The sequence below is a fragment of the Methanothermobacter thermautotrophicus genome (genome assembly GCF_014889545.1).
Lineage (GTDB): Archaea > Methanobacteriota > Methanobacteria > Methanobacteriales > Methanothermobacteraceae > Methanothermobacter > Methanothermobacter thermautotrophicus_A.
Genome location: NZ_QKOF01000003.1, coordinates 93,462 through 119,378, shown reverse-complemented (window position 1 = coordinate 119,378; position 25,917 = coordinate 93,462). Strand labels below are relative to the sequence as shown.

The window sequence follows — 25,917 nt, the reverse complement described above, 5'->3', positions numbered from 1 at the left end:
AATTCTCCTTTATTTTGTGAGATTTGAATAAATTTCAAGTAGTTCATCCACATTTTTGGACCAGCTATACTTTTCAGCATATTTTCTGCACTTCAGAGAAAGTTCATTCATCAAATCAGCTTCACCAGATAAATAAATAATTTTATCTGACATTTCATTAATTGTGGATACAGCATACCCTTTACCCTTTGAAATTAGATCAGCGTATGGTCCCGTTCTAAGTGCAACAATAGGGAGGCTTGAGGCCATTGCCTCCAAAAGGACGAGAGGCGCCGCCGCTTCGCCACCCCTTGATGTAAACAATAAGATATCCGCAGACCGATAGAATTTACTCAAAATCCTTTTATCAACCACATTACCAATTAATTTTATATTATTAATGTCATTGTTTTTAATATTTTTTTCGATTAGTTTTCTTCTCGGCCCGTCCCCTACAACTATTATCTCTACATCCTCATGATCCCTCAAATTTTTAGCCACTTCTACAAGGAGATCAGCACCTTTTTTGAATGTCAATCTCCCCACAAATAGTGCTATAAACTTTTCCTCAGGGAGTTTCATGTCAGCCCTTAATTTGATTTTTTCATATTCACTGACGGGTGAAAATGTATCTATATCAACGCCGTTCCATACTATCTCTGATTCACGCCCAAATCGTTCAAGTATATAATCATGCACCTCACTACCTAGTGATAAAATTGCGTCGGCCTTTTTGATTGAGTAAGATGAAATCATTTCATTTAATTGGAAAAGAAAATTGTATAATTTATTACCATATTTAACCCGAGGAGTATGCAATGTAAGAACAACTGGCTTTTTGTGCTTTTTAGCCATTAAAGATCCCATGAATGACGTCATGTAATGTCTATCATGGATGTGAACTACGTCTGCAGTTTTAATCAAATTATTCAATTTATTTCTAAGTTCAAATATATTAAAAACTGGTTGTGGGATGTCAAAATTTTTGTAGAGAAAATTCATGGCTGATATCCTGTAAATTTTCACACCATCAATCTCTTCTTCCTTTGGCAACTCCTCCAGTTCATTACTTATGTTACTCGTTATGACATTCACATCATGACCATTCATAGCAAGATGCCTTGCTTGCTGGAATGCAACTTCTTCCAGCCCTCCTATGAAAGGATAAAAATGATGAGATAAAATCAGAACATTCATTCCTACAATCCCCTCCACATAACCTTTTTATAAGTCCCTCATTAACGTAACCTTTCAATTACAAGTGTCCGGAATATTTTGAAGCCATCAGTGAGGGAGGAGAGTTTGGGTTCATCAGACCTCTTCCTGTAGGTTATGGGAACCTCAACTATCTTAAGGCCCGACCTTGCCAGCTTCGAGAACATCTCAGCCTCGAGTTCAAACCCGGAATACCTCAGACCCGATTCAAGGATATGATCCATGGCCCGTCTGCTGAAGGCCCAGTGTCCACTGCACACATCGCTTACGGGTTGATAGAGGATGGATGCTGTTAAGCTCAGTATATGATTTCCGATCGTATTCAGGAGGGATATGGCGCCGTCCTCCTTCTCACCCCTCAACCTGGAGCCGAGGACAGCATCTGCAGAGCTCTCCCTGAGGACATTGATGAGGGTCTCTGAATCATCAGGTAGATAGGTCAGATCTGCATCCATCATGATAGCATATTCTGTTTCAGTACTGCGGAAGCCTGTGAGCATGGCATTTGCCTTTCCCTGCCTTCCCTCAAAGACTACCCTAACTCCACGGGAAGCCGCAATCTCAGCAGTACGATCAGTGGAATTATTATCAACAACAATGATCTCTGAATCAGGATAAAGCATCCTTATCCTGTCAATAAGGGGGCCTATTGATTTTTCCTCATTATAAGCTGGAATCAGGAATGTGACATCCTTAATGGAAAACACCTCACAGAGAACGTTATAAACGTTAAAACCGTGTATCCTAATCTTATCTTCTATTGAGTCCCTTAAATAAGTATCCGTTACATAAGAACATCAGACCTATGTAATAAACCCCAAATCTTAAAATTCCATTGATCTCCCATGACACATGCAAATCATGTGTAGTACAGAATCTATGAATAATATTAGGACGACCGAACATAGTGTGAGATATGAAAAGGAATCCACTTGCTGCTGATACTTGCAGTTATCCTCACATCACCGGCATATGCGGATGACCCAGCAGGAGTAAACAGCACCCAGCTACTGGAGAACAGCAGCCAGAATGCATCGGTGCCCATTGAAAACCACCTCAACATGTCATACTACCTCTATAATTACAGCGAACTCCTCTCAGAGGCCCTCAGTAAGAACCGTGAGATCCGCAGCAGCCTCTATGCAAGCTACAAGCGTACCGGTGACAGGCGCTACCATGTTTCCTGCGTCGATGCCGGCTACGCTGTGGGTGTATTCCAGAGGATCAAATCCAGGAGACCCCTCACCAGCTATGAGAAGATCATCGAGATAAAGACGATACAGGCCAACAACGCCTACTATTCACGGAGCCTGTCGCCATCAAAGAGTTACGTCGCCATCGTATTCGGGAACAGGTCATCATATTACAGGAACTTCCCCTCAGAGTACAGGAGCAGCCTCCCCTTCAGTTACTACAAGTACAGGGGGTGGAACATCTACCGGTCCTCACATCGAACCTTGCAGGTGCAGTCAATGAGAGCATGTTCCTGGAGATCCTGGATGAGCAGAAGCTCATGGTGAGCTTCAGGACCTGTAGGGATATGAGGTACGCTGTCTTCCCCATGTACTTTGACTACTGTGGATCAGGGACAGGGTGGCTTGACAGCTTCGCCCAGGGAAACCTGGCAGGCCACTACGCCCGGGCATACAGGCTCACAGGTAACCGTGAATACCTTGAAATCTCAGATGCACTCATAAACAGTTTCAGGGCACCAGCGGGCCTTGTTAAATCAACGAAGTACGGAAACTTCTACCTGCACTACAACTTCATGAGGCAGCACTACATACTCAACGCCCACCTCATCTGCACCCTCGGCTTCCAGAGGGCCTACACCTGCACCGGTAATCCATGGGCCCTCCTCCTCTTCAGGGATGGTGTTTCAACCTTCAGGGCGATGCACCGCAGGTTCGACAGTGGACGGTGGACCTACTATGCCGTGGATGGGGGCTCCTACAGGCCGGCCTGGCCTGCCAGTGTATCATACCACAGGCTCCAGCCTGCAAGGAGCCTCTGGAGGGCAACCGGTGACAGCCACTGCAGAAGGATTGCGGTGAGGTGAAATCACATGGAGGGGGCTTCGACCAGAGAGAATCTAAAAAGAAAGAACCTGAATATGATGGGTATCCACCCACCAGAGAACATGCAGGCTTCCCCTAAAAAATTAATATCATTCAGGGAAGTATCCCCGTGTGGCGTTGGCTATCCTCACAAGGGTTAGCATCACAGGGACCTCCACAAGGACGCCCACAACCGTTGCAAGGGCCGCCCCTGATTCCAGGCCGAATAGTGATATGGCTACTGCCACTGCCAGTTCAAAGAAGTTGCTGGCCCCGATCATGGCTGCGGGTGCGGCGACATCGTGCCTCAGCCTCCATGCCCTCGCCCAGAGGTATGCCAGGGTGAGATGAGGAACGTCTGTATGATGATTGGGCACAGCCTATGTGGAGGGGGTTATCGATTATAACAGCGCCCTGGAATGAGAATATTATTATGAGGGTCAGGAGCAGTCCTATAACCGTTATGTTCTCGAACTTCCTGAGGAAGCCCCTGAAATACTCCTCCCCCTCGTCCTGAGGAGCCTCCTCCTTGTCAGGTAACCCGCTGTGAGTGGTATGACAATGAAGAGGACCACAGACTGTATCTTAGGGCACGGATATGTTACCTATCCCCAGGAGGAAGGCCACTATCGGTGCGTAGGCAAAGAGGAGTATGATGTCGTTTACAGCCACCTGGACGAGGGTGTAGGCGGGGTCACCCCTTGTGAGGCTGCTCCACACGAATACCATGGCTGTGCATGGAGCCGCGTCCAGTGGCACCGCCCCTGCAAGATACTCCCTTCCAGGGTCCGGGGGTATGAACTGTTTGAATACACCCAGGAAGAATAAGGATGCTATCAGGTACATGGTGAAGGGTTTTATGAGCCAGTTGGTGCCACAGGTGACTGTAAGGCCCTTCAGGTTCCTGGTGGCCCTCAGGATACTTGAGAAGTCTATTTTTAGCATCATGGGGTATATCATGAGCCATATGAGGACCGCTACAGGTAATGAGACGCTGGCATACTGTAACCTGTTGAGGAACTGGGGGAAGGCCGGTATGAAGTGTCCAAGGGCAACTCCAGCCACCATGCATATGATTACCCAGAGTGAAAGGTATTTAAATTTGGATATGTATGATAAAGAGATTATTGCCAGTGTACTAACCGCCAGCGCCCGAGATCTATACTGAGAATGATTTGATAAAGTTTAAAGCATAGTATTCAAGTGACCGGGAGAGCTTACCAGCCCGCATCTTAAAATACATTCAGTATCTCATGGCTTACTGTGCTTGAAGACAGACTCGAAGAATTCACAGGCAGATAAGCCTCAGATAAAATAGAGTGAACCAACGGGCCATTTAATGGGATTATGCAACGTGGGCATCACTCTAGGATTCTTAACGGATCTTTCAACAACAGCTGATCTTCTGGATTCCTATCTTTCATGGATATCCCTGATTTTCGCGTCAGGTACTCCTGAGCTAAGGATCGACTCATAAATTCTCCAATTCTATCATATGACTGAGATCTCTAAAAGTCTGGACCTCCCCAGTCTCCTCACTGAATGATTCAGATTAATCTACTCAGAACAGTTATTCAGTGCCCCCGGGAGACGTGAAGAATACAGAATGTAGGGAGGATCAGTGCCGCAGCCTGAACAGAAGGGGAACCCTCCGGCTGGGCCCATGAGGTATCAGTCCCCATACCGCCTGAGCCTACCTATGAAGAGCCTGGCCCATGTGTAGGCCACGAGGCTGCCCCCGATGTCACCGGCGACGACACCCCACCAGACACCCACCTCTCCGAGACCCATTATCACAGCGAGGATGTAGGCGAATACAGCCACCAGGAGGACCTGCCTTATCACCGAGAGCATCAGGGAGGTCATGCCACGTCCTGAACCCTGGAAGATTGACCCTGACATTATACCCGGCGGCAAGAAGATGTAGAAGAGGCAGAGGACCCTCAGGAAGTCGGTGATCCTTGGTGCCAGATGGGAGGATGCCTGGGAGTAGGAGAATATCCAGGCAATCCATGGGGCCAGGACGAATGTGAGGGCCGCTGTGGCCCCTGCTATCAGGAGTCCAAGCCTTATTGAGTAACCGTGGGCCACCTCAAGGTTCCTGAAGTTCCTTGACCCGTATGCCACGCCAGATACACTCACAAGGGCTGTTGCCACTGATATAATGGGTACTATGGCGAGCATGACTATCCTCCACCCTGCGGAGTAGACAGCCACCGCCGAGGTCCCGGCGACAGATGTGAGTATCCAGTTGAGGAGGGCTGTCACCAGGGACATGACAAGGAACTCTGCACTTCCGGGTATGGTGACTGAGAGTATGGACCAGGCGACCCCCCGGTCGGCCCTGAAGTGGCTCAAGCCTATGGAGGTGAAGGTCCTCCCTGAGAGGAACCAGAATAATATGAGGACTGATACAAGGAGCTGTGATATCACGGTGGCCCAGGCCGCCCCTGCGATCCCCCAGCCCGCCGTGTAGATGAGGATTGGGTCCAGGACCATGTTGAGGACAGCGGATAGGCCCATGGCATACATGGGCCTCCTGGCATCACCCTCTGACCTCAGTATACCGTAGGCCGCCCCAGGGAACAGGGTGAAGAGGGTACCTGCAAAGACCACACTACCGTACTCCATCGCCGGTTTGAGGGCCCCGGCGGCGCCCAGTGCAATGAGGGTGTCCCTCAGGAGGATCTCGATTATCACCGTCAGGATTATTGAGACCGCCAGTGTGATGATGATTGTGTGGGATGCGCTGTTGTTCATTCCCTCCTCATCACCGGCACCCAGGCACCTTGAGACCGATGATGCTGCCCCGGCGCCTAGGCCGTTGGAGAGGCCCACGAGGATCATGTAGATGGGTGTAACGAATCCTATGGCTGCGAGGGCCTCGCCTCCAAGGCCTGCCACCCATACCGCGTCCACGAGGTTGTAGATGGATGTGAGGAGCATTGCAACTATGAGTGGCCCTGATAGTTTGATGAGGGCCCTCCTGGGGTCTCCCCTTATGATTTCGATTCCCTCGCTCACCTCCACTCACCCCTCATCCTGACTGCCTCCTCTGCCAGTCTCCGGCACATCTTCCTGAAGAGTTTCCTCTCATCCTCTGTGAAGTCTCTGAAGAGGAGGTCCTCCCAGCGCTCCTCAACCTTCAGTATGAGGGGGATGATTTCCTCGCCCCTCCTGGTTACCTCCAGGATGTACCTGCGCCTGTTTTCCGGGTCCTGTTCTCTTTCAATGAATCCTCCCTCTTCGAGACGCCTCAGGGTCCTTGCTATGGTGCCCTTGTCCACGTGGAAGAAGGATGCCAGTTCGTCCTGTTTTATCCCGGGTTCCCTGTGTACCCTGAGTAGGCATGCCACCTGGGCGTCTGTGAGGTTCAGGTGGCCCAGCTCCCTCCCTATGAAGACCCTGTGGCTCCTGAGGATTATTGAGAGGAGTCCCTTGAGTGGTATATCTGTGTCCATGGTGATCATTGGGTGAAAAACAGTATAAATGTTGTCATTGCAACTGTTGCAGATGCAACCTCATGTCTGGTGGGTGCGACTCAAACCATGACCTAGAGTTTAAAACCATTGGCCTCCACAGGACGATTATCCCTGAGGAGCCTGAGAAGCTCGTCGGGCCTGTAGAGGAGACTGTACCTTATATGTGCAGCCATGTCCACTGGGAGGTGCTCTATGAACTTGTTCTTAACAAACCTGTCCAGGCTTTCATGTAACCTGAGGGGGAAGTCCTCCTCTGAGATGATGGCGGGTATATCCCGGAGGGTGGATTCAATGTCATGGTAATCAAGTCTGGCCTTGAAGGATGAAGTGAAGGCACTGTTCCTTATCCCATGGACCCTGTGCTCAAGGCTGAATACATCGGAGATGAGGCCGTTAACCCTCTCCCCGGCGAAGGTGTTGATTTCTATCCTTTCCCCGATACGCACCGGGATCATGCCATGGTCCAGACCCTCAGCTGAGGCCATCTCCATGCACGACTGGACCATGGCCCTTGATCCATCATCCAGCCAGTCGAGGAGCCCCCTGTCAAAGTCCCCGAGGATTATATCGTAGGCGTGCCTTGCGACCTCAAATGTGGTGGGTGCGCCTCCACTGCTCCAGTCAGGTATGTCGGCCTCCCTTGCGCAGGGTTTGACCCTCACGATGAACCTTTCATGGTCTATATCCTTCACCCCCCACTTCTCACCCGCCAGTATGAATCCCATTCCCACCTTGAGGTAGGTTATGACAAAGAAGGAGTCAAGGGATCCTATGACCTTTGTGCGGTGTTTAACTGTGAACTCGTAGTTGGGTGGGAAGACCGTGTAGAACTCCAGGAAGTTCATCTTACCGAAGGTCTTCTCGAAGTTGAATCCATGGTGGATGTAGGGGCCGTGGACCCTGAGGAAGTCGTTCTCCACCATGAATTCAATGAGATGCCTGAAGTCGTCCTCATCCAGATCAGAGAATACGTGTGCCCTGCCAAGCCCCCTGTATACCTCCCCTGGAGTGGGCCTATCAAGTTCAAATACCGAGCTGAGGATCTGGTGGAAGTATATGTCAAGGGGCCTCACAGGTATCCTGAGGTCTTCAAGTCTCCCTGAGAGGGCCAGGGAGACCACCGAGAGGGCCTTCAGGGCCTCATTCTCCTGGAATATTATGGTCCTCTGAAGGCCCCTCCTTCTACCGCTCCTTCCGGTCCTCTGGAGGAAGCTGTTCACACTGGCGGGGCTCCTTATGTGGATCACCACGTCGATGTCCCCCACGTCTATACCAAGTTCGAGGGTGCTTGTGCTAACCATGAAGGCAGCTGATACTGACCTGAACCTCTCCTCGGCCTCCTCCCTTGAGTCCCTGCTGATGGATGAGTGGTGGATGAATACGTCTGCGTCAAGACACTTCCTTATGAGGTTGTAGTACTTCTCGGCGTCCCTGCGTGACGGTACAAATATGAGGACCTTCCCACCTGTGAACTTCCTCAGCACCTCAATCAGTTTATGGTCACTTAGCTCAAATATCCTGTACTGGAGCTTCCTGCCGGCATCATCCCTCAAGACGGCTCCGGATGGGCTCATCCACCTCAGAACGTCTTCGGGGTTTCCTACGGTCGCGGAGAGACCTATCCTCTGGGGCCTCACCCTGGTGTACCTCCCGATCCTTGCCAGGAGGGAGTTCAGCTGAACACCCCTGTCAGCCTCTATGAAGTAGTGTATCTCATCAACGATTATGTAGCGGAGGTTCCCGAAGATCCTCTCCTTCTCGGCCCGGCTCCTGTTGATCATCATGACCTCGAGGGACTCGGGTGTTATGAGGAGTATGTCTGATGGATTCTCAGTGAAACTCCTCTTCCTGTTCGCCGGCACGTCACCGTGCCACTTCATGACCTCCAGGTTGAAGTGGTTGCCCCACACTTCAAGGCGGCTGTGCATGTCATTTATGAGGGCCTTGAGGGGTGATACATAGAGCATGCTCACCGGTGGAAGGCCCTCATTGATTATGGCGTTGAATACAGGAATAATGGCAGCCTCTGTCTTACCAGAAGCTGTGGGTGCCACTATGAGGGTGTCCTCCCCCCCACCTATCCTATCCATTGCAGATTTCTGCACATCCCTCAGTTCACTCCACCCGAGCCTGTTTGCGAGGAAGTGTCTGAGGCGGGGGTTCAGGGATTCTGCAGACATGGTAACGCTCCCCTGCTATCTAGACCCAGTCCTCGTCCTCCTCAAACTCTATCTCCTTCTCCTCGAAGAGATCCAGGATTTCGGCCTCGCTCCTGAGTTCAGGGTTCTGGTGTACAATATCCAGGACACTTATGAAGGACTTGACAAAGTTCCTGGGGGAGATGTAACCTGTCAGCTCGGCGTTGGCCTCATGCCTTGAGATTATACCGTCGAGGGATTCCCTCACAGGTGTGGCCTCCCATCCATAGACCTCCTCGTGCATTGAAATTAGCCTCTCGGAGAGCTCCTGGAGGTTCTCCCTCCTGAAACCGTCAAGTTTGATGATGGGTTTTCTGAGGTCCCTGAACTCTGTTTTGATGGCGTCCTCTATCCTCTCATTGAGGGCTGTGTAGGATGGCACTCCAAGCTTCGGGTCCTCGAAGAACTCGGGTGTGCCTGCGAATATGAAGAGGGTGTTCTGGAATCTTCCGATGCTGCACTCATCGTATATGTACCTCATGTAATCGTAGGCCATATCCCTCAGCTTCTTGGTGTGGAGGGTCATTATGTGTTCTGCCTCGTCGATGAGTATTATCAGCCCCGAATACTTCAGTGCCCTGAGGAAGGATGATAGGGCCTCAAGGTACTTGAAGGCGTTCTCCCTGTCAATGTCCCCCTTGACCCCGAACTGCCTCTTTATGGTGAAGGGTATGTTCTTCTCTCCGCTGAGCCAGCCCATGGCGTACTTTGCTGTCTCCTGGTCACCCCGAGCTGATAGTTTGTAGTAGTTCTCTATTGCAGCTGCGAAGGTGGTTGAATGTTTCCGGACCTCATTCAGGTCACTGCTGATGTTCTCAATCACAATCCTCTCCTGCTGGTAGGGGTCCGTGGTCTCCCTGAGGGACATCATCCTGAGCTGTGTGATCCATTTTTCGATTATATGCTCAAGGGATACACCGGTCTTGCAGCGGAGTGAAGCCACGATATTCCTGTATACCACCTCAAACTTGTTGAAGGGGACGTCACGGCTGAGGGTTACCTTCGCCACGACGAAGTTATCTGAGAGAGCCCTCTCCTCGAGTAACTTCAGGAAGAATGACTTCCCCGACCCGAACTCTCCATTGAGGAACCTTGTTATGGCAGCTCCATCCTTCACCTTCTCCAGTATGCTGTCGAACTCCTCAATCTCCCTCTCACGACCAACGCATATCTCACCCACACCATCCGGGGGGACGTTACCATTTTTAAGGGCGTTTATAATCCTCTCTGCATCCATACTAAGCCTCCTATTCCAGGGATATCAGTCCAAAGTCTCTCCCATTCCCTCTGCTGTTGTAGAGTGTCACTATCCTCTCGGGGTCCCTTGAAGGGTAGTGTTTGATTCCGGTCCTCCACGCGTTTATGGAGTAGAATTCCTCCAGCTCCTCATAGGACTTACTGATGCCGTATGTTCTGATGAATTCGTCCAGGAGTTTTATGAAGGACCTTATCTCCATCTGCTTCCTGCCATCGGCCCTCCTGAGTATGCTGTGGAGGCCCATGATGGAGTTGATGAGGAATTCGTCCATGCTGAAGGAGACCTCCTCAAGGTAGGCAGGGAATCTGTCTATGAAGTTCGCCCGGGAGCGTATGATCCTGAAGTCACGCTCATCTATTCTTCTGTACTCTGATTTGAGTGTGGATGACCATTTTTTAGGTTCAACAGAAACAAGTTTGTCCCTGATTTTTATGAGTGGTAATGGTGGGTTGAAGAACTTTATCCCCCTGAGTTTCAGCTTCCTTGGGGACTCATAGTAATCATAGAGGGTCTCAGGGGAACTGTAGACCTCATCCACCATGGTGTAGGCGACAAATGAGAGTGTCCTCCTGCCATTCAGTGGTATTGCCCTGAAAATGAATATCCTGTCACCGGCACGTATCTCGTTTATGAGCTTCCCCCTCTTCTTAGCTGACCCGATCACAAGGTTCTCTGATATGGCCTGAAGAACATCATCATCCACCCTGTGAAGCCAGAATCCGGGCTTCCCGGTGGGAACCAGTCTTTTCTGTTTTATGTGAAAACCCCCTCGGTATTAAACACATTTAAAGATCTCTGAGGATTTATAGATAAATTTTTTTATAGCCCTATAAATGTGGATGATTTAAGTACATGGAAAAACATTAAATTGTACTGTATTGAGGGGAGTATGCCGTATGAATAACTGTGTCCTCTGCCGTAGAGAATCCCATGAACTGATATGTCTCTCATGTGGCGGTGAATCCTCTGATTCATCATGTGAAAACTGCAGTGTGGATGATATATGTGTCTGCAGTGAATGCTACGATAAATACCTGATTTTAAGGGCCATAGAATCACTGAAGGATGGGGAACCCTTCAGCCTGAAGGAGTTCAATGAAAAGGGCCTGGAAACTGGACTATTCTGGAAACTCCTCAGGTCGGGGTTCATAAAAAGGCATGACTTTAAGGGGCTCAAAGGCAGAAGATACGTCCTTGCCGGGAAATGTGAAGAGTTCATGGAACTCAACATGGGTTTCAGCTCAGCGGTTAAATCTCTCCTCAGGAAACCTGGAACAGAAGGGCCGCCTTCAGCTGAAGATGATGAAAAAGGCGCCCTGGAATCATGGGATCTGCCTGAAAACAGAGCCGGTGAAAAAACCGGGGACAGGAAAGATTCGAATGAAGAAGCAGACACTCCTGAACACTATTACACTTACCTGGGAGTGGATAAACCTGAAATCGGGGGTGAACCCGTTAAACTGGAAGATGATCAGAACCCTGGCAGCGACTCTGAACTATGCCATGGGTGCATGGCGGAACTTGAGACAGAAACCGAAAGGTGCCAGGGGATCTGCAGGGAATGCTCAAGGACCCTCTATGCCCTTGAGTCCCTGGAGGAGATCCTGGGAATCTTTAAACCCGGCGATGAGTTCAACCTGAAGGAATACACATCCGGCATGGATGATCCCAGCAGGACGAGATTCATTGCCATGACCTGGATACTCAGTGAGTTCAACCTCCTGGACTATGACCATGAATCAGGAAGGTGCCAGCTGGGACCGGATGAGAGGCTCCAGAGGTTCATCATAGAGAATGTTGAGCTAAAAAGGTTCAGGTCAGAGCCAGAGGCCCCGGAGGTGGAGGAGGATCCTGAGCGTGGTGAGCTGGAATGCTCGATATGTGGGGAGACCCTAACTGTCGCAGAGTTCCAGCTGAAGGATGGAGAAACCCCCAGGTGCCGGGAATGCTCAAGGAGGTGCTGCGCCGCAGACGCCCTCCTAAGGATAAGGAGGCTGGCTGAACCGGGAGTGGAATTCACCGTCGATGATATAATAGATAATGAGGATGAAAGGTTCGGGGTTATGGCTGACATCTGGATTCTGCAGGACTTTGACCTCATTGAGAAGGACCCTGCCCTTGAAACCTACAGGCTGAAACCCGACGAGGAACTGAGGGCCTTCCATGACACCTACGGTGAGGGAGAACTTCCAGCAGAGTCTGAGATGATGAGGACATGCCCGGTCTGTGGCAGGACAATGAAGAAGTCAGAGTTCTACAGTAACTCTGATGGGAAGCGGGAGGAGTGCAGGGAATGCTATGACAAAATAGTCGCATGGGAGATATTCAAAGACATCGGGAAAGTCGCAGGGAAGGGACCCTTCCAGGAGGAGGACCTCCTGGAATCCTTTGATGACCCTCATCTCCTCCGCGCCAATATCTGGACCCTCCAGGACCACGACCTCCTTGATGAAACCCCTGATGGATTCATCCTCAAAGGCAACCCCGAGGTTGAGGAGCTCTACCTCAGATACATTGAAGCAGAGGAGGAAACCATAACAGCACAGGAGACCACAGGAACAGAACAACCCACAACAGAGACCCTCGAAACAGAAATTCTAAGAGAAGCAGGAAATGAAGCATTAAAAGAAGAGTCTGGAGATAACGGCGTTCAGAGAAAGGAGATACTCTACATAAACCCTGACGGTGAAAACCTCAACCTCATGATGAGCTGTATTGTGAGCGGTAACGTTGTGATTGAGACCATGAATGAACTGAGGGACCTCATACCCTCAATGAAGAAGTGCATGATCCTCAGGGATGAGGAGTGCTTCGAACTTCTGATTGAAATCAGCGTAGAGAGGCAATCCCTTGGAAGCGTCCTCGGAGCCCTTGAAGATATGAAATGGGAGAACAGGGTCCCTGAGAATAGCTGATCAGAGCAACCCAACGTAATTCAAAACATCACTGGTTTTATCCCTCAGGACATCCTTTGACCTCTCATAGCAGAGCTCTACGACCTCCTCAAGGTCATCCTTATCATGCCAGTACTCTGAGAGTAAATCGTAGCCGTAAACGTCCGCCAGGATCCTTATAACGTATGCTGTTATGAATATATCGTCGATGTAGCCATATGCACCGTAGACTGTCTCCGGTATGATGTCCATGGGGACAACGTAGTAGGCTATCGCGGCGCTAATCTTAAGTTTGAGCTGGCTTTTAAGGTGCTCATAGCCCAGAAAATCCGTGAGCAACTTGAAGAGCTTCGGCCCGTAATCTATGAAGGATGCGTACTCCCCGTTATATGACTCAAGGTTTTCAACAAGCACATCATAGAAATCCTTAAAATCTGACTCTGTCATGAATACCACTGTAGGATAGTTTACACATCAAGATACTTATCCTTTACTCTGGAGGGGATGCGGCAGCAAACTACTCACCCCCTCAACCTGCAGAGGACGGACCACCATACTACTACAAATAAGAATGCAGCAGCAAACTACTCATCCCTTACCCGCATACCACTCCATATCCCTGCAACGTCAAGGTCACCGCCCGAGAGCTTACCCTCAAATTCATCTATCCTCACAATGGCCGGTAAGGGTGCCATGAGGCCGACCACAACCGCCTCCCCGATGTTCAGTGAGGGAAGATGAGATAACAGATCATCACTGAGGGCCTCACTGGCCCTCTGAACGTGCAGCTGGTCGTTGGGTTCGATGAGGCGCATGATGATCATGTTGTTGGCCTGGGAGAGGGCCTCATGGTCAAGGGACTTGGGGCTCTGGCTCACCAGGCATAACCCGACCCCGAACTTCCTCCCCTCCCTGGCGACCCTGCCTATCCAGTACCTTGACTCGGTTGGCCGGTCAGAGGGTGCGAGTATGTGGGCCTCCTCAAGGACAATGAATACCGGCGCCTCAAGGCCGGTGCCATTCCTGAGATACTCCTTCCTGCTCTGGAGGACCTCCTGGAGCACATGGCTCACAATGACATCTGAACCTGTCTCATCCACTGAGCCGAGGTCGATCACATTGGCATGGTTTAATCTGAGCCTCTCAATTATCCCCTCAGACTCCATGTCTATTATCTCCTCATAGGATTCACGCATGTGCTCCAGCTTGTTCTGGACATCGATTATGCTCCTCCTGTCGCTGCTGTTCTCTGAGAGAAGCTCATCCAGTTTCTCATCCATCCTCCTGAAGAATTCAGCTGGTGATGAGCTGCCGGCCTCCATCCCGGACCTTACCATCCTGTGAGCCCTTGAAAGGTACCTCTCCTGGACGTAGGCGTTATCCCTGACGTTGCTGAGCCTCTTAATCTCTCTGAGTGAGAGGTGGGCCGGGTTTATGGATGCCCCTATTCTGTTAACCCTTCCACCTGTGAACCTGGCGTTGACGTACTCTGAGTGCATGTCAAAGATTATGACGGTCCCGCCTGCCCTGAGGAGTCCGTCCACTATGACCGCCACGGTGTTGGATTTACCCGCCCCTGTGACTGCCAGGACCGCCAGGTGCCTTGTGACCATACGGTTGATGTCAACTGTGAAGGGTGCGCTGGCCGTAAGTAACCTCCCGAGGGTCAGGTTTCCGCGCCCGAATATCCTCCCGAGGGTCTCCGGGTCGGCTGACCTCACCTCCGTCCCTGGACCCGGGGGCACCCTGGGTATCTCCAGGGTTTCAACATCACCCAGTACCCTGACAGTGCCCCTGACATACTGCCTCCCCCCTGTGACCCTGATTATCCTCTCAACCGTCTCAGGGTCATTGAGGTCCTCTGTGACGCCCGGGACGCCCCTCAGGAGTGACTCAATCATCCCCAGTACTCGTCGCCCATCATACTCCATCACAACGTACTCGCCAACCCCTGGCATCTCCCTTGAGACGAAGCTCACCCTCCAGGGTGATGTCTCACCATAGCACCTTCCCACGAATCCCAAGACAGAACCTCCAGTAATTTAGATTAGCCCCTCAAGGACCATCCCGGCGATGATATCCATCTCCGTGGCTGTTATCCTTACATCCTCCTTCACCCTCCTGAGGATGTGTGGGTATCCCTCTGCCGATGATGCCCTGAGACCCTCAAGGTATTCACCAATTTCACCGGTGCCCAGGCGTCGCGGTACCTCAAATTTAAGGACCCTGCCGTTCTCCTCGAGCCTGGCGTAGAACACCGTGAATTCAAGGCCGCTGAAGAAGGCGTCAAGGACCGGGAACTTACCCTTGAGACCTGATAGTTCCCTGTGAACCGGGACGGAGTGGCCTGGTCCAGCTGTGAGTGTATTGAATACAGAGAGATCAGACATATCCCCGAATATGTCTGACATGGTTGACCTCTCAGACACCGCCACCATGTCCCTGGTCTTCTTGAGTAGCTTCCATATTGACACCATCCTCTCAATGCCCTCAAGGTAAACCACGGGTCTTTCAGACCTTAGGGCGTCCCTGATGGTGTCCTCCATGGACCTTGAATGTACATAGACCCCATCCATTGATGCTGCCACCTCCCTCAGGCAGTTACGCCTTATCCACCCCTTAACATCATCACCCAGGACTCCATCATACCTGACGGGCCTCAGGATGGTCCCTATGAGGGAGCCGTCCATGATGAGGAGGTCAGGCTGCAGCTCATCCATGGCGATTATGCTGTTCTTGAATTCGCATATGGCTGTGAGGTTCCTCACACGCTCCCTTATACCTGCCTGCCATCCAAGAATGTCCAGGAAGCTCCCCTCAACCACCTCATCGGAGTCTGAGAGCACGGCGGTGTTGATGGCTGTGAGTATGAGGCCTGAAAATTCCTTAAAACCCGAGCCACCATCGGCTGCTGCAGTTGAGAGTGAGTCATCCATGGACTCATGCCTGATCCAGTATTCACTGACATCGGGAAGTTCCTGGAGCCTGGATTCTGCTGAAGATTTCAGCATCCCACCCCTGAGGGCCGCTTCCTCATAGAGGGATCCCAGCACATGAAACACCGGTAGATATCTTGAATGTATTCATTATTATCATTTACCATCCGGTATTCCCTCAATCATCAGAGGGGCTGATCCTGGCACTCAAGGAAAGTTCCTTCTGGAGAGCATAGTGGTACTAAAAAATAAAATACAGAAATCATGGCATGGATGAAACTGTAAGGAAACACATCGAAAGATTCCTCAGGGGTTGCCCTACGGACAAGGTTCGTTAAGGCAACCCACAAGGAAACACATCGAAAGGTTCCGCAGGGCGTCAGGAATAACCGCCCAGGAAATTATAATACCCCCTGGTGTCATTAGAAGGATCATCACCTTGAAATTCCCATGGAGCCCCTCAACCAACTACAATTTCCATCCGACTGAAGGCCTGGCGGCCGGTGATGGCATACTTTAACTACCCCCCACAACATAGTATCAGTGTGGTTCTATGGAGTTGAAGCCCCTCATCATCATGATCATCCTTCTCTCCGGGATCCAGCCGGTTCACCCGGCGGATATGGTGGGAGATATAAGGCACCTCTCAGAGGATATAGGTCCAAGACCCGCCGGTTCCGCAAGGGAGATGATGGCTGCAGAGTACCTCGCCTCCCGCTTCCGGACCCTGGGTATAGATACGGAGGTGGAGGAATTCGGGTACTACTCATTAACCTCACCCGGGGTGAGGAGGTCATGCAACGTTATCGCCACCATTGAGGGTGATTCAGAGGATGAGATCATAATCTGCGCCGATCTGGACACTCCAATGGATCCTGTGAGCGGGAACTACTCAGCAGGGGCCAGCGATGATGCGACCGGACTTGCACTGCTCCTTGAAATCGCGGAGAGGTACCATGACCGGAGGCCGCCCTACACCATTAAACTCATAGCCTTCGGTGCCGGGGAGGATGGCTTCACCTTCCCCCTTGTAACCCCGAAAAGGACCTCCCTCTCCCCTGATGCCTACCACCAGATCGTCTATCTCCCCTACCTGGTGGGTGCAAGGCATTACATCCTTAACAGGCAGGATGATGTGGACAGGATCATTGCAGTTATCAGCCTGGAGGCCATGGGCACAGGGACCCCCTGCGTCGTCAGAAGGGACTACTACTCAGATAACAGCGGCCCCCTTGTGGACCTCATCGCCCTCAACGCCCGGCTGCATGGCATCAGGGCTTGTGTGGTTGACTTCATGGCGGCCTCAACACCATCCGGTGAGCAGCCAATAAGTCACGTCTACCTCCCATTCTCGGTTGCAGGCGTCCCCTCAACCTTCCTGGTCTCCATGAGGGACCCCTCCAGTGGGGGTGTCCACAGCACCATCACTGAGATGCCCGGCTACCTCTCAGACCGTGACACCTACAGCAACCTCGTGGAGGAGTCCGGTGGGGTGGAAGGACTTAAGGGGCACATGGATGTCATGGCTGACATGGTGGAGTGCAGTGTTGAAGCTATATTCCTTGTCAACAGGGTAAAGGACCTTTTTCTACTCTATTAGATGATTTTTCTATCAAGGCAGGCGGTCATGAACGAGACATGGATTACACACAGAAGCAGTTTTCACCGACTCTAACGGAAAAAAACGAGGATTTATATAGTTCCCGCGACATAGGTTAACCCAAGGGGGTGTTTGATGTACCTTAAGAAGGCTGCTAAACTTCTATCAGTATTAACTGTTCTATTTTTACTTGGTACTGCCTACGCCGACTCCGGACCCCTCATTGAGAGGGAGCAGGCAACGGCACTGGCACAGGACTACCTGGACTCAAGGGGCCTGCCCTACACGGCCATGACCCCGGCCTACAGTGACTGGAAGGCGAAGGTGAGGGTCAATAAAACCGGTGAGGTTAAATGGATTCCCTTCAACGAATATAAGGAGGATGCATTTGAGGGGACCGGAAAATACAGGTACATAGCAGATGCCTGGGTTGTGAGGGTCCGTGACAGCTCAGGGAACATGGTTGGAACCATCTATGTTGATGCAGAGAAGGGGAAAATAATAAGTGCAAATATAAAGGGGGAGACTGAAAAACCCGCAGGTAAACCCCTCACATATACGGGTAACGGGACCACTGCGGAACCCCGGGGAGGGTTACTTGAAGCAATCCAGGATTTCATAAACAGTATAATCCAGTTCTTCCAGAATCTGATGGGGTCCGCCGGAGGCTAGAGCCTCCAAGACCCCGGCACCTGATTCTCCTTTTCAGAATGTTTACCCCTATAACCTTTTTTCTATGGAACCGTAACCGTCTCAGGGAGTTTACCCGTGGACCTGTACTCTGTAAGGACCTTCACAAATAACCTGAGCACTGTATCAGGTGAGAGGTCCCTGGCCCCCTCCTGCCTTATTCCAACATGATTCGGAACCCTTCCATTCTTATCCATCCAGGTGCAGGTCCTGTTAGCAATGTCAACGTACTCTGCCCTTGTTAATTTTGCGGAGCTTAACCTGCCATCAGGACTCTCAGGGTTGCCATACTCCCTTACAGGTATGTTACCCTTTTCGTTACTCGCAAGCATGACTATGGCCCTGCCGAATATGTAGAGGCACTGGTTCATTGAAAGGTTGAGTCCCTTATATTCTATTGAATCTATGGTCCCGCTGGCACTTGAAACCCTGTGGGCTATTTCAGGCACCTCGGCCACCGGCACACCTGCACTCTCAGATAGGGTGTTGCTTGTTTCTGTACACCCTGAGAGAGCCACAGTGGAACATATTATGGCTATCAAAATTAAAGCGTGTCTCATATGGATCCCCATTATAGTTCTGTATCCATTGATATATCTAGTTTATGATGGGAATCCTTTATCCTCCCCTCAGGACTCAGAGGATAAGGTTTCAGAAAAAAATAAAAAATTAATTGGATTTTATATTAACACATAGCGTGGTAGACTGCCGTTGCTTCCATAGAACCCTATGATGTTGCTGTAACAGTATACGAGCTTCACAAAGCTTACCCTACCATAACCGGTTAAGGCGTACCTTGGTGCCCTGCCACTGGTGTTTATGAAGTTCCTGAGGGTCACTGCAAGGTTCACATAGGCTGACCTGTAGAGTCTGCCATTACTGTGGATGCCTGTGCTGCCACCGTAACCCACGGCACGTGGTTTGAGGGGGTTCAGGTTGCCGCTGCTGATCTGTACTGTTCCACGGACAAGGAGGTCCAGGAACTGGGCCATGGAATAATTCACTGCCCCCACCCTGACCCCTGATGGGAGGGTCCTGTGGCGTGCATGGTAGTTCCTGACCCACGCTGCAGCTGCAGCAAGCTGTTTGAGTGTTATGCCTGATGATGCCGCCGTGACATTGACTGTGGTGCTGACCACCTGGTTATCGAGAGCCGCGAATACCCTCACCGTGCCTGCTGTGTTGAGGTTCCTGAGTGTTGATGTGGCGGATCCCAGGACCATTGATGCATCATCTATGCTTCCAGCGCTGGAATGGAAGTCCACGGGACCAGTGCAGGGTACGGGTGTGCTGTGTAAAACGCCCTCACTGTCATGCAGGAGGTCGGCCCTGATGAGTGAGGTGCCCCCTGTCCTGACACTGGATGGGTCTGCGGTGACTGTGAGGATGATCCATGGTGTGGATGTAACATCACCTGCAGTGAGTTCTGTGAAGTCCGGTGAATTGGAGCCCCACCAGTTGTACCTTGCATCGACTGTCTGACCGTCTTCACAGTAGACGTCAGCATCAGGGTTGTCGATTATCCTGCAGAAGTTGATTCGGGTTTCTGTTAAGTAGCTGAGGACCGCTGATCCCAGATGCCAGGTCTCTGCAACGTTACCTGTGAAGGTGCACCCACTGATATCTGCCAGTGATGCTTGGAGGCTCCCAATACCGCCGGCACCATAGTGGGCCCTGTTACCTGTGAAGGTGCTGTTCCTGACTTTAAGTTCACCATAATCGTTCCTTATACCGCCGGCGTGCTCTGATGCAAGGTTCTCTGTGAAGTTGCAGCCGGTGACGGTGGCGTTAACCCCTGAAAAGGTTGCCCCTCCACCGTACCATGCGGAGTTAGCCTGCAGGTTGCATCTGTTAACTGAAACAGGCATGTTACCTGATGTTGAGAGGGCGTATATGGCTCCACCGTACCTTGAACTGCTTGATGTGAAGGATGATGCCTCAATTTCTACTCTGTCACCATCACTGTATTTTGATAGATAGAGTGCACCGCCGAATATAACTGCACTGCTATCATGGAAGGTGGAATCTGTAACAGATAGATCACCTGCGCTATAGATTGCCCCTCCTGAATTTCCTGCTCTGTTTGATGTGAAGGTTGAAGAGATGACCTTCATCCCTGAACCCGGAAGTGATGCCCAGTTAAAAATTGCACCTCCATTGTAGGCAGTATTCTCTGCAAATGTGCAGTTTATTATATCTGCACTTCCATGTTCACTGTGGATGGCCCCTCCAATGTTTTCTGCGCTGTTCCCCAGGAAGGTGCTGTTAATGACCGTGAGGTTGCCCTCATAGTAACTGTATACTGCACCACCCATATTGAATGCCGTGTTGTTGATGAAGGTGCAGGAGTCCACAATCATGGTGGCGTAGAAATCATTGTATAGTGCACCACCACTTGTACCTCCGTTCGCTGTGTTGTTCTCGAAGTGACTGTTATTTATGGTTACAGTGGGGTATGTCATTGAGGAGCCATAGTTTGTTATCACAGCACCATAGCGCCCCCTATTATCAATGAATCTGCATCCGTCAACAGTCAGGTTACCGGTGTTTTGGATAACACCACCCCAGTTTCAAGTCCCATGCTTAACCGTGATGTTCCTGAGGGTGAAACTGACATCTCCAACGTAGAAGGCCCTCCCGAGGAACCCACAGTCTATCACTGTACCATTGGTTGACTGTCCGGTTATGGAAAGGTTACGGTCAATGGTGATGTCCCTGTTATCGTCGCCGGTGTATTCCCCGTCTGCAAGGAATATGCTGTCACCTGAACTGGCGGACAGGGTCGCGTTCCTTATGGTTGCCTTAGCAGCCGCCCATGAGAGCCCGTCATTATCATCAGATCCACCTGTGGAGTTGACATAGATGTCAGCTGCAGAGGCAGCCCCTGAGAGAATAAGGACCACTGCAAGGGCAGTGATGGCAAATAGATGCCCTTTCATAATTTTTTCTCCATGATCTCTGCACATTGTTGGGCTGTGAGTGTAAACAGTTTCCGATGGGCAAAAATAAAACTTTTTAAATGATGGCGTGCAGAGATTGTAATATGATTAATTAATTCTATACTGGAAATTCCTCTACTTAACTTCTCTGAACTCGACTTAAAGCTCAGATTTGATGAATTCACCCTGAACCAGGATCATCCCCGGGAGTTTCCCTTATTATCCCCTCCACCCGCTGCTCAGGTCACCCCCGGGTCCCTGCATTGGCTGACCCGTCTTCGGCGTAGAGTATCTGGATCCCTATGTACCAATATGAAGGTTCAGTCAAATCATGGAACCGGTGTCCCGATGGGGTGACCTTCGTAATAGAGAACTATTACGAACATGTGGTCTGCATATAAACCATTTTTATATCCAGATGAAGGTTTTTCTCCAGGATTATCCTTGTAACTAAAATTCACCTCAGGCCTCTGCAGCGGATCCTCTGGTTAATCAATCATGGTAGCACTTTGCATTGGGGTCCCAGGCGTCATATTCTGAAAAGTACTGTCCTGCATCCTCATCATAGTACCAGGCCACCCATCTATGGGTGATTTCATCATCATATAAGTAGTAGACCGGGCCTCTTATGCGATGGCCTGGTGCAGCCCCCGGTGGACGGGCTGAGTCTGTTTCCACCGTACCCACAGAATAATTTGCGGCAGGTTTCTTATTAAGTGTACTGCTACTGGCTGATGTGGATGAATCCTCTTTTTGTTGAACATCTTCGAAGAGTATCCCCGCCGTAAAGGCCAGTGCCCACACCATGATGAAACATAACACAAGAAGAACCTTTGCTCCCCTATACAAAGAAATCACCCCGTATAACATAAACTGTTCATGGAGCAGTGCTGTTTGAGCAATTTATCCACGCATTCATACCAGCAGATTCCTTGTCTTCACCAGGATGTCCCCTGATCCATTCACGGTCCTGATGATGGGATACCGGGTTTATGTATGTATAATCCTCATTCAGCGCCTTCGATATCGTATTGTAATTATGGACTAATTACAATATATTAAAGTTTTTTAATATTAAAGTTTTTTATATTATCTCAGAGGTGCTTCAATATTTTGATTCAGGAGGAATATCAATGGATAAACTAACAAAACTATTGATTGTAGTTTGTCTTGTTCTCTTTGGGGCGGTTTCATTTATGGCAGGTATAATGCTCAACGTTGAGGTGGATTCACAGAATAATTCCTTCAGTTATGATGGTAACACAATGAAGAACCCGGCCTCCTCCAGTAACAGAAGCATGGATAGAGTCATGCCCATGCCAGAGAACTGGGTGGATAAATCAAGGTGTCCCTACTGTGGGGCTCCATTCTCGTGCAGTTATGATGTTCCATGGTACGAGAAGGATGGAATAATGTACGAAAAAGAATACAGGGAGTATGAGTGCGGGCATATTATTTTCATGGGAACTGATTATGTACGGATATATCTATGGAGTGAAGAGGATCAGCAAAAAATCCGAGAAGACGCCAGGAGGTATCGGGGAAGACCTCCTGAAACTATCTAATCTAAATTTTTAAACTCCAGTTCTCTAAGTCCAGTTATTGTTCTGACCCTAGATTCGTAACCATTAAATGGGCCTTTCAGTATTCATGAATAACAGAAGGTGGAGAAAAGGCAAATCTTTACCGGCCAGTAGAGCCAGTCCCTGTATTCAGGGTTTTCCTTCATTTCCTGGTACAACCAGACCAATCTGTCTGGGTACCACAGCTTGCCAGGGTAGACCATTGCAAATACAGGTAAGAGTGGCCACACCTCCAGGCGGTAGACACCCCAAACAATTGGGACCCTCCCGATGGCTGCTATGAGGTTCAGTATGCCGGAACCCTCCTGTGGTGTTCAGGTACATGGATTCCAGACCCTCTCATCGAGAACCGACCTGGATGCCCAGCTGTCCATAGATTCCGGTTTTTAAAATATCCTGGGATTCAGATATGTCCAGAGGACCGAGAGTACCGGATGATACATCCCTACTGCAGAATGCTGCAACAATTAAGGGGTAGCGCCATGAGCATTGTCCATGCACTCCATAGATTTGCATGCCTCAACCATGTTTCCTCATCCATCCTGAAGCCGGGATATTCTCTCCTCAGAGGTCATCCCTATGGAGTTCATTCATATCAATGTTTTCCCTGCTCAGATACAGTGACAGCTACATGTCAGATGCCAGCCACTGTACCTCTCCACGGTTTAACTGCTAGGTCCTCTCCCTGTAGTGGAGTTCCCTGAAGGGTACCAGTATCTCCGTCCCCCCTTTCTCCTCATTTACAAGGATCTTCAGATCCCCCTCAAGCTGCTCCACAAGGATCCTTACAAGTTTCAGGCCCGTACCATACCCATCACCACTGAAACCGATTCCATCATCTGCAAAGCGCATGCGGTACCCTGATTCCCCCTCCTCTATCTCAATGTGGACCTTTCCCTTCCCCTCAGGGAATGCATGTTTTATGGCATTTGTCACAAGCTCATTTACCATGAGGCATAGTGGCATCGCTGTTTCAAGGTTGAGTTTGAGGTCCGCTCTGATATGGAATCCCACACCGTGTGCACCCAGCAGGGATTTGAGGTGCTCTATCATCCTGGAAATACATGATTCGATGTGTACACTGCTGTAATCATCAGTGCTGTAGAGTGACTCCTGTATTATGGTCATGGCCCTCACCCTGGTCTGGACAGCCAGGAGCGCCTCCTTCGCTGGACCATCTGCATCCTGAAGCTGGATGTTTATGAGGCCTGTGATTATCTGAAGGTTGTTCCTGACCCTGTGCTGGATTTCCCTCAGCAGCGCCTCCTTTTCCCTGAGGGATGACCGCAGATCCTCCTGTACCTCCACAAGTCCGCTTATATCCATCAGGGATATGATCCCGCCATCATCCAGGGGTATGGCCCATCCCGTGAAGTACCTGCCTGCGGATCTTAAGGTTCCTATGGGCTGTGGAAGATCCTTACCGTCCAGATTTTCTTTCCACAGTCTCCTGAGGTCCAGTTCCAGGTTCTTCATGGCGGTGTTGCTGTGGATGATGTCCCCGTTAGAGTCCAGGACCGCCACCGCCTCCTCAAGGTTGTCCACAACGTTCCTGAAGAACCTCCACATCCTCTGGCTTTTCCTCTGATTTTTTATTCTCTCATAATCCACCTGGTTGAGTTTGTAGGCTGTGAATGTTATTATTACAATTAAAAGTGCCAGGTTCAGGGTGGCCAGGAAGACATCGACGGAGAAGGGGATGTGGCTGCTGCCGCTGATTACTATGAATGATGTGATGGTCAGGGAACCTATCACGATGGGTATCAGCATCCGCCCGGTGTAGCCCCCGATCCTCCCTGAATAGAGTGGCTCCACAACACCCCTTGAGGGGTGGGTGCTGAGGAGGCCTATGGCCAGGAACACCATCATGGCAGCGGAGGTTATGCATGCCCTGAAATGTGGCTCTGTTTCCATAATCCCGGTTATGTCTGATAGGAAAAGTGCATATGCCGCTGTACCTGCAGTGTAACTGATTATCTGGGCAACTGAGTACCGTTCAATGGAAAAAAGGATTATTGCAGCGGAGTATGATATGATTATAAGGGATGTTACTGTCCATGCCCCAGGGTGGAGGGGTTGGCTACCTCCAGAAAACTGGAGGGCCATGACCATCAGTGATAGAACGACGGATGTTACTTTCCTGGAAACCTTCAGGGATAGGGTTGCGGTGGCCAGGAGAATGAAACTCATAAATATGGTCGGGTCCTTATCAAGGAAGGGTCCAACCTGGGGTGTCTGGAGCGCCCCGGTTAACCATAGAATCAGTGCCATGATGGATATTATGAGTACAGAAATGCTCATTGAAAGTGTTATCTTTTCATCGAGGGATTCGGGTCTTAATAAAGCTGCAGAGCCCATTTAAATCACCTTTCTGATCTATAAGCACTATATAATAAATATTTTTTGAAAAAATCTTTAAATGGAATATCTGGGGGAACTGCCAGGATAATAACCATTTTAAGGTCTGTGGGGCGGAAATTTTAATCCCCAGCGAAGACCGGATTCTTATGTAACTCGAAGGTTCCGGTTACATAAGAACCATGTTCAGCAGTGAAAAAACACTGATGTTATGGTCATTTAATTGCGATGTGACTGCAGCCAGAAAGTTACTGCAGATGGACGGCCGGAAAAATAGCTATTAAGAATCCATGAAATGTCATTTATTTTTGTTAAATTTATAAGTTAAAACATTTTTTTTGATTAGTCCGATTTAATCATATTTAATCATCAATTATGAATTAATTAAATTAACATCCAAATTTTAAATAGAAACATTTAATTGTGCAACCATTCAATTGTACGTTATCAACAAAACTGTTAACTAATAAGGTGATATAATGTCTTCAGATGATGATGGAAAAACTGGCAGATTACGTGGATGGTGGAGTAGACGGAGCAGTTACACCAGAAAAGGCATCATAATCCTCGGCATAATACTCTGGGCATACTCCACATACTCTATGGGTTACAGCCATGGGGTGGACTGCCATAGAACTTGACAATGAAGAATTTCAGCTAAGTATTGTAAACTACACCATAAGTCCTGATCCTGACGGTTTTTACCGTATAAACGGTGAGATTCAGAA

At 49.8% G+C, this 25,917-nt stretch carries 25 protein-coding genes; 7 read left to right on the top strand and 18 right to left on the bottom strand.

All coding sequences use genetic code 11. From position 1 onward, the window contains the following. Nucleotides 1–9: 9 nt before the first annotated feature. Nucleotides 10–1,176, bottom strand: a complete 1,167-nt coding sequence (locus DNK57_RS01500; protein ID WP_115892431.1) for a glycosyltransferase family 4 protein — start codon at nucleotides 1,174–1,176, stop codon at nucleotides 10–12. Nucleotides 1,177–1,217: 41 nt separating this feature from the next. Then, complete coding sequence (locus tag DNK57_RS01495) at nucleotides 1,218–1,901, bottom strand: glycosyltransferase family 2 protein (protein ID WP_320056835.1); 684 nt, start codon at nucleotides 1,899–1,901, stop codon at nucleotides 1,218–1,220. 225 nt (nucleotides 1,902–2,126) lie between these two features. Here DNK57_RS01495 and DNK57_RS08950 point away from each other — a divergent pair, with 225 nt between their 5' ends. Beyond that, a complete protein-coding gene (locus DNK57_RS08950; RefSeq protein WP_226890937.1) occupies nucleotides 2,127–2,714 on the top strand; it encodes a hypothetical protein in 588 nt (195 codons plus the stop codon). Next, nucleotides 2,621–3,253 (top strand): D-glucuronyl C5-epimerase family protein, encoded by a 633-nt coding sequence (locus tag DNK57_RS08945; protein ID WP_320056834.1) that lies wholly within the window; start codon nucleotides 2,621–2,623, stop codon nucleotides 3,251–3,253. The genes DNK57_RS08950 and DNK57_RS08945 overlap by 94 nt, the downstream gene beginning before the upstream one ends. Nucleotides 3,254–3,361: 108 nt before the next feature. Here the strand turns inward: DNK57_RS08945 and DNK57_RS09410 are convergent, their stop codons facing one another. From DNK57_RS09410 to DNK57_RS01460, 7 genes are all read right to left on the bottom strand, one after another. Then, complete coding sequence (locus DNK57_RS09410; protein WP_320056833.1) at nucleotides 3,362–3,628, bottom strand: hypothetical protein; 267 nt, start codon at nucleotides 3,626–3,628, stop codon at nucleotides 3,362–3,364. 208 nt (nucleotides 3,629–3,836) lie between these two features. Beyond that, complete coding sequence (locus DNK57_RS09405) at nucleotides 3,837–4,319, bottom strand: hypothetical protein (protein ID WP_320056832.1); 483 nt, start codon at nucleotides 4,317–4,319, stop codon at nucleotides 3,837–3,839. 603 nt (nucleotides 4,320–4,922) lie between these two features. Next, a complete protein-coding gene (locus DNK57_RS01480; RefSeq protein ID WP_320056831.1) occupies nucleotides 4,923–6,275 on the bottom strand; it encodes an MATE family efflux transporter in 1,353 nt (450 codons plus the stop codon). Further along, on the bottom strand, nucleotides 6,272–6,712 hold the full coding sequence (locus tag DNK57_RS01475) for a MarR family transcriptional regulator (protein WP_192961289.1): 441 nt from the start codon (nucleotides 6,710–6,712) through the stop codon (nucleotides 6,272–6,274). Before DNK57_RS01475 ends, DNK57_RS01480 begins: the two co-directional genes overlap by 4 nt. 92 nt (nucleotides 6,713–6,804) lie before the next feature. Beyond that, a complete protein-coding gene (locus tag DNK57_RS01470) occupies nucleotides 6,805–8,913 on the bottom strand; it encodes a DEAD/DEAH box helicase (protein ID WP_192961288.1) in 2,109 nt (702 codons plus the stop codon). Between the two features lie 19 nt (nucleotides 8,914–8,932). After that, nucleotides 8,933–10,168, bottom strand: coding sequence for a BREX system ATP-binding domain-containing protein (locus DNK57_RS01465; RefSeq protein WP_192961287.1), 1,236 nt, complete (start codon nucleotides 10,166–10,168; stop codon nucleotides 8,933–8,935). Nucleotides 10,169–10,178: 10 nt separating this feature from the next. Continuing rightward, the gene (locus DNK57_RS01460; RefSeq protein ID WP_192961286.1) at nucleotides 10,179–10,892 is read right to left on the bottom strand and encodes a hypothetical protein; all 714 of its coding nucleotides are present in this window, start codon (nucleotides 10,890–10,892) and stop codon (nucleotides 10,179–10,181) included. 193 nt (nucleotides 10,893–11,085) lie between these two features. Here DNK57_RS01460 and DNK57_RS01455 point away from each other — a divergent pair, with 193 nt between their 5' ends. Then, nucleotides 11,086–13,104 carry a hypothetical protein gene (locus tag DNK57_RS01455; RefSeq protein WP_226890936.1) on the top strand — a complete coding sequence of 673 codons (2,019 nt, stop codon included), beginning with the start codon at nucleotides 11,086–11,088 and terminating at the stop codon, nucleotides 13,102–13,104. Here the strand turns inward: DNK57_RS01455 and DNK57_RS01450 are convergent, their stop codons facing one another. The 3 genes from DNK57_RS01450 to DNK57_RS01440 form a co-directional block, all read right to left on the bottom strand. After that, nucleotides 13,105–13,530, bottom strand: coding sequence for a YkvA family protein (locus DNK57_RS01450; RefSeq protein WP_192961284.1), 426 nt, complete (start codon nucleotides 13,528–13,530; stop codon nucleotides 13,105–13,107). Between the two features lie 137 nt (nucleotides 13,531–13,667). Next, entirely contained in the window at nucleotides 13,668–15,098 is a 1,431-nt protein-coding gene (locus tag DNK57_RS01445; protein ID WP_320056842.1) for an ATP-binding protein, read from the bottom strand. Nucleotides 15,099–15,125: 27 nt separating this feature from the next. Then, nucleotides 15,126–16,145 carry a DNA double-strand break repair nuclease NurA gene (locus DNK57_RS01440; protein WP_320056830.1) on the bottom strand — a complete coding sequence of 340 codons (1,020 nt, stop codon included), beginning with the start codon at nucleotides 16,143–16,145 and terminating at the stop codon, nucleotides 15,126–15,128. A 427-nt stretch (nucleotides 16,146–16,572) separates the two neighbouring features. On the opposite strand from DNK57_RS01440, the gene DNK57_RS01435 reads away from it, so the two are divergent. Beyond that, entirely contained in the window at nucleotides 16,573–17,619 is a 1,047-nt protein-coding gene (locus tag DNK57_RS01435) for a M28 family metallopeptidase (protein ID WP_192961278.1), read from the top strand. A 135-nt stretch (nucleotides 17,620–17,754) separates the two neighbouring features. Continuing rightward, nucleotides 17,755–18,291, top strand: a complete 537-nt coding sequence (locus DNK57_RS01430) for a hypothetical protein (protein ID WP_192961277.1) — start codon at nucleotides 17,755–17,757, stop codon at nucleotides 18,289–18,291. Between the two features lie 62 nt (nucleotides 18,292–18,353). Here DNK57_RS01430 and DNK57_RS01425 read toward each other — a convergent pair whose 3' ends face one another. From DNK57_RS01425 to DNK57_RS01410, 4 genes are all read right to left on the bottom strand, one after another. After that, a complete protein-coding gene (locus DNK57_RS01425; RefSeq protein WP_192961276.1) occupies nucleotides 18,354–18,869 on the bottom strand; it encodes a pseudomurein-binding repeat-containing protein in 516 nt (171 codons plus the stop codon). A 120-nt stretch (nucleotides 18,870–18,989) separates the two neighbouring features. Next, complete coding sequence (locus DNK57_RS01420) at nucleotides 18,990–20,795, bottom strand: hypothetical protein (RefSeq protein ID WP_192961275.1); 1,806 nt, start codon at nucleotides 20,793–20,795, stop codon at nucleotides 18,990–18,992. Between the two features lie 84 nt (nucleotides 20,796–20,879). Continuing rightward, a complete protein-coding gene (locus tag DNK57_RS01415) occupies nucleotides 20,880–21,248 on the bottom strand; it encodes a right-handed parallel beta-helix repeat-containing protein (protein WP_192961274.1) in 369 nt (122 codons plus the stop codon). Between the two features lie 492 nt (nucleotides 21,249–21,740). Next, on the bottom strand, nucleotides 21,741–22,097 hold the full coding sequence (locus tag DNK57_RS01410; protein WP_192961273.1) for a hypothetical protein: 357 nt from the start codon (nucleotides 22,095–22,097) through the stop codon (nucleotides 21,741–21,743). Nucleotides 22,098–22,381: 284 nt separating this feature from the next. On the opposite strand from DNK57_RS01410, the gene DNK57_RS01405 reads away from it, so the two are divergent. Next, the gene (locus tag DNK57_RS01405) at nucleotides 22,382–22,813 is read left to right on the top strand and encodes a hypothetical protein (protein ID WP_192961272.1); all 432 of its coding nucleotides are present in this window, start codon (nucleotides 22,382–22,384) and stop codon (nucleotides 22,811–22,813) included. Between the two features lie 83 nt (nucleotides 22,814–22,896). On the opposite strand, the gene DNK57_RS09340 is transcribed toward DNK57_RS01405, so the two are convergent. Beyond that, nucleotides 22,897–23,112 (bottom strand): DUF6653 family protein, encoded by a 216-nt coding sequence (locus DNK57_RS09340; RefSeq protein WP_394354483.1) that lies wholly within the window; start codon nucleotides 23,110–23,112, stop codon nucleotides 22,897–22,899. 391 nt (nucleotides 23,113–23,503) lie between these two features. After that, nucleotides 23,504–25,189, bottom strand: a complete 1,686-nt coding sequence (locus DNK57_RS01400; protein WP_192961271.1) for a sensor histidine kinase — start codon at nucleotides 25,187–25,189, stop codon at nucleotides 23,504–23,506. Nucleotides 25,190–25,668: 479 nt separating this feature from the next. Between DNK57_RS01400 and DNK57_RS08940 the strand changes: the two genes are divergently transcribed. Further along, on the top strand, nucleotides 25,669–25,830 hold the full coding sequence (locus DNK57_RS08940; protein ID WP_226890935.1) for a hypothetical protein: 162 nt from the start codon (nucleotides 25,669–25,671) through the stop codon (nucleotides 25,828–25,830). Nucleotides 25,831–25,917 lie beyond the last annotated feature (87 nt).

Excerpts from the sequence above, each read along its gene's own strand:
- DNK57_RS09405 (WP_320056832.1), bottom strand. The coding sequence starts at position 4,319 with ATGGTGGCTGGAGTTGCCCTTGGACACTTCATACCGGCCTTCCCCCAG.
- DNK57_RS01475 (WP_192961289.1), bottom strand. The coding sequence starts at position 6,712 with ATGGACACAGATATACCACTCAAGGGACTCCTCTCAATAATCCTCAGG.
- DNK57_RS01435 (WP_192961278.1), top strand. The coding sequence starts at position 16,573 with ATGGAGTTGAAGCCCCTCATCATCATGATCATCCTTCTCTCCGGGATC.
- DNK57_RS01465 (WP_192961287.1), bottom strand. The coding sequence starts at position 10,168 with ATGGATGCAGAGAGGATTATAAACGCCCTTAAAAATGGTAACGTCCCC.
- DNK57_RS01500 (WP_115892431.1), bottom strand. The coding sequence starts at position 1,176 with ATGAATGTTCTGATTTTATCTCATCATTTTTATCCTTTCATAGGAGGG.
- DNK57_RS01455 (WP_226890936.1), top strand. The coding sequence starts at position 11,086 with ATGAATAACTGTGTCCTCTGCCGTAGAGAATCCCATGAACTGATATGT.
- DNK57_RS01470 (WP_192961288.1), bottom strand. The coding sequence starts at position 8,913 with ATGTCTGCAGAATCCCTGAACCCCCGCCTCAGACACTTCCTCGCAAAC.
- DNK57_RS01405 (WP_192961272.1), top strand. The coding sequence starts at position 22,382 with ATGGATAAACTAACAAAACTATTGATTGTAGTTTGTCTTGTTCTCTTT.
- DNK57_RS08940 (WP_226890935.1), top strand. The coding sequence starts at position 25,669 with ATGTCTTCAGATGATGATGGAAAAACTGGCAGATTACGTGGATGGTGG.
- DNK57_RS01430 (WP_192961277.1), top strand. The coding sequence starts at position 17,755 with ATGTACCTTAAGAAGGCTGCTAAACTTCTATCAGTATTAACTGTTCTA.
- DNK57_RS01425 (WP_192961276.1), bottom strand. The coding sequence starts at position 18,869 with ATGAGACACGCTTTAATTTTGATAGCCATAATATGTTCCACTGTGGCT.
- DNK57_RS01450 (WP_192961284.1), bottom strand. The coding sequence starts at position 13,530 with ATGACAGAGTCAGATTTTAAGGATTTCTATGATGTGCTTGTTGAAAAC.
- DNK57_RS01415 (WP_192961274.1), bottom strand. The coding sequence starts at position 21,248 with ATGAAAGGGCATCTATTTGCCATCACTGCCCTTGCAGTGGTCCTTATT.
- DNK57_RS01400 (WP_192961271.1), bottom strand. The coding sequence starts at position 25,189 with ATGGGCTCTGCAGCTTTATTAAGACCCGAATCCCTCGATGAAAAGATA.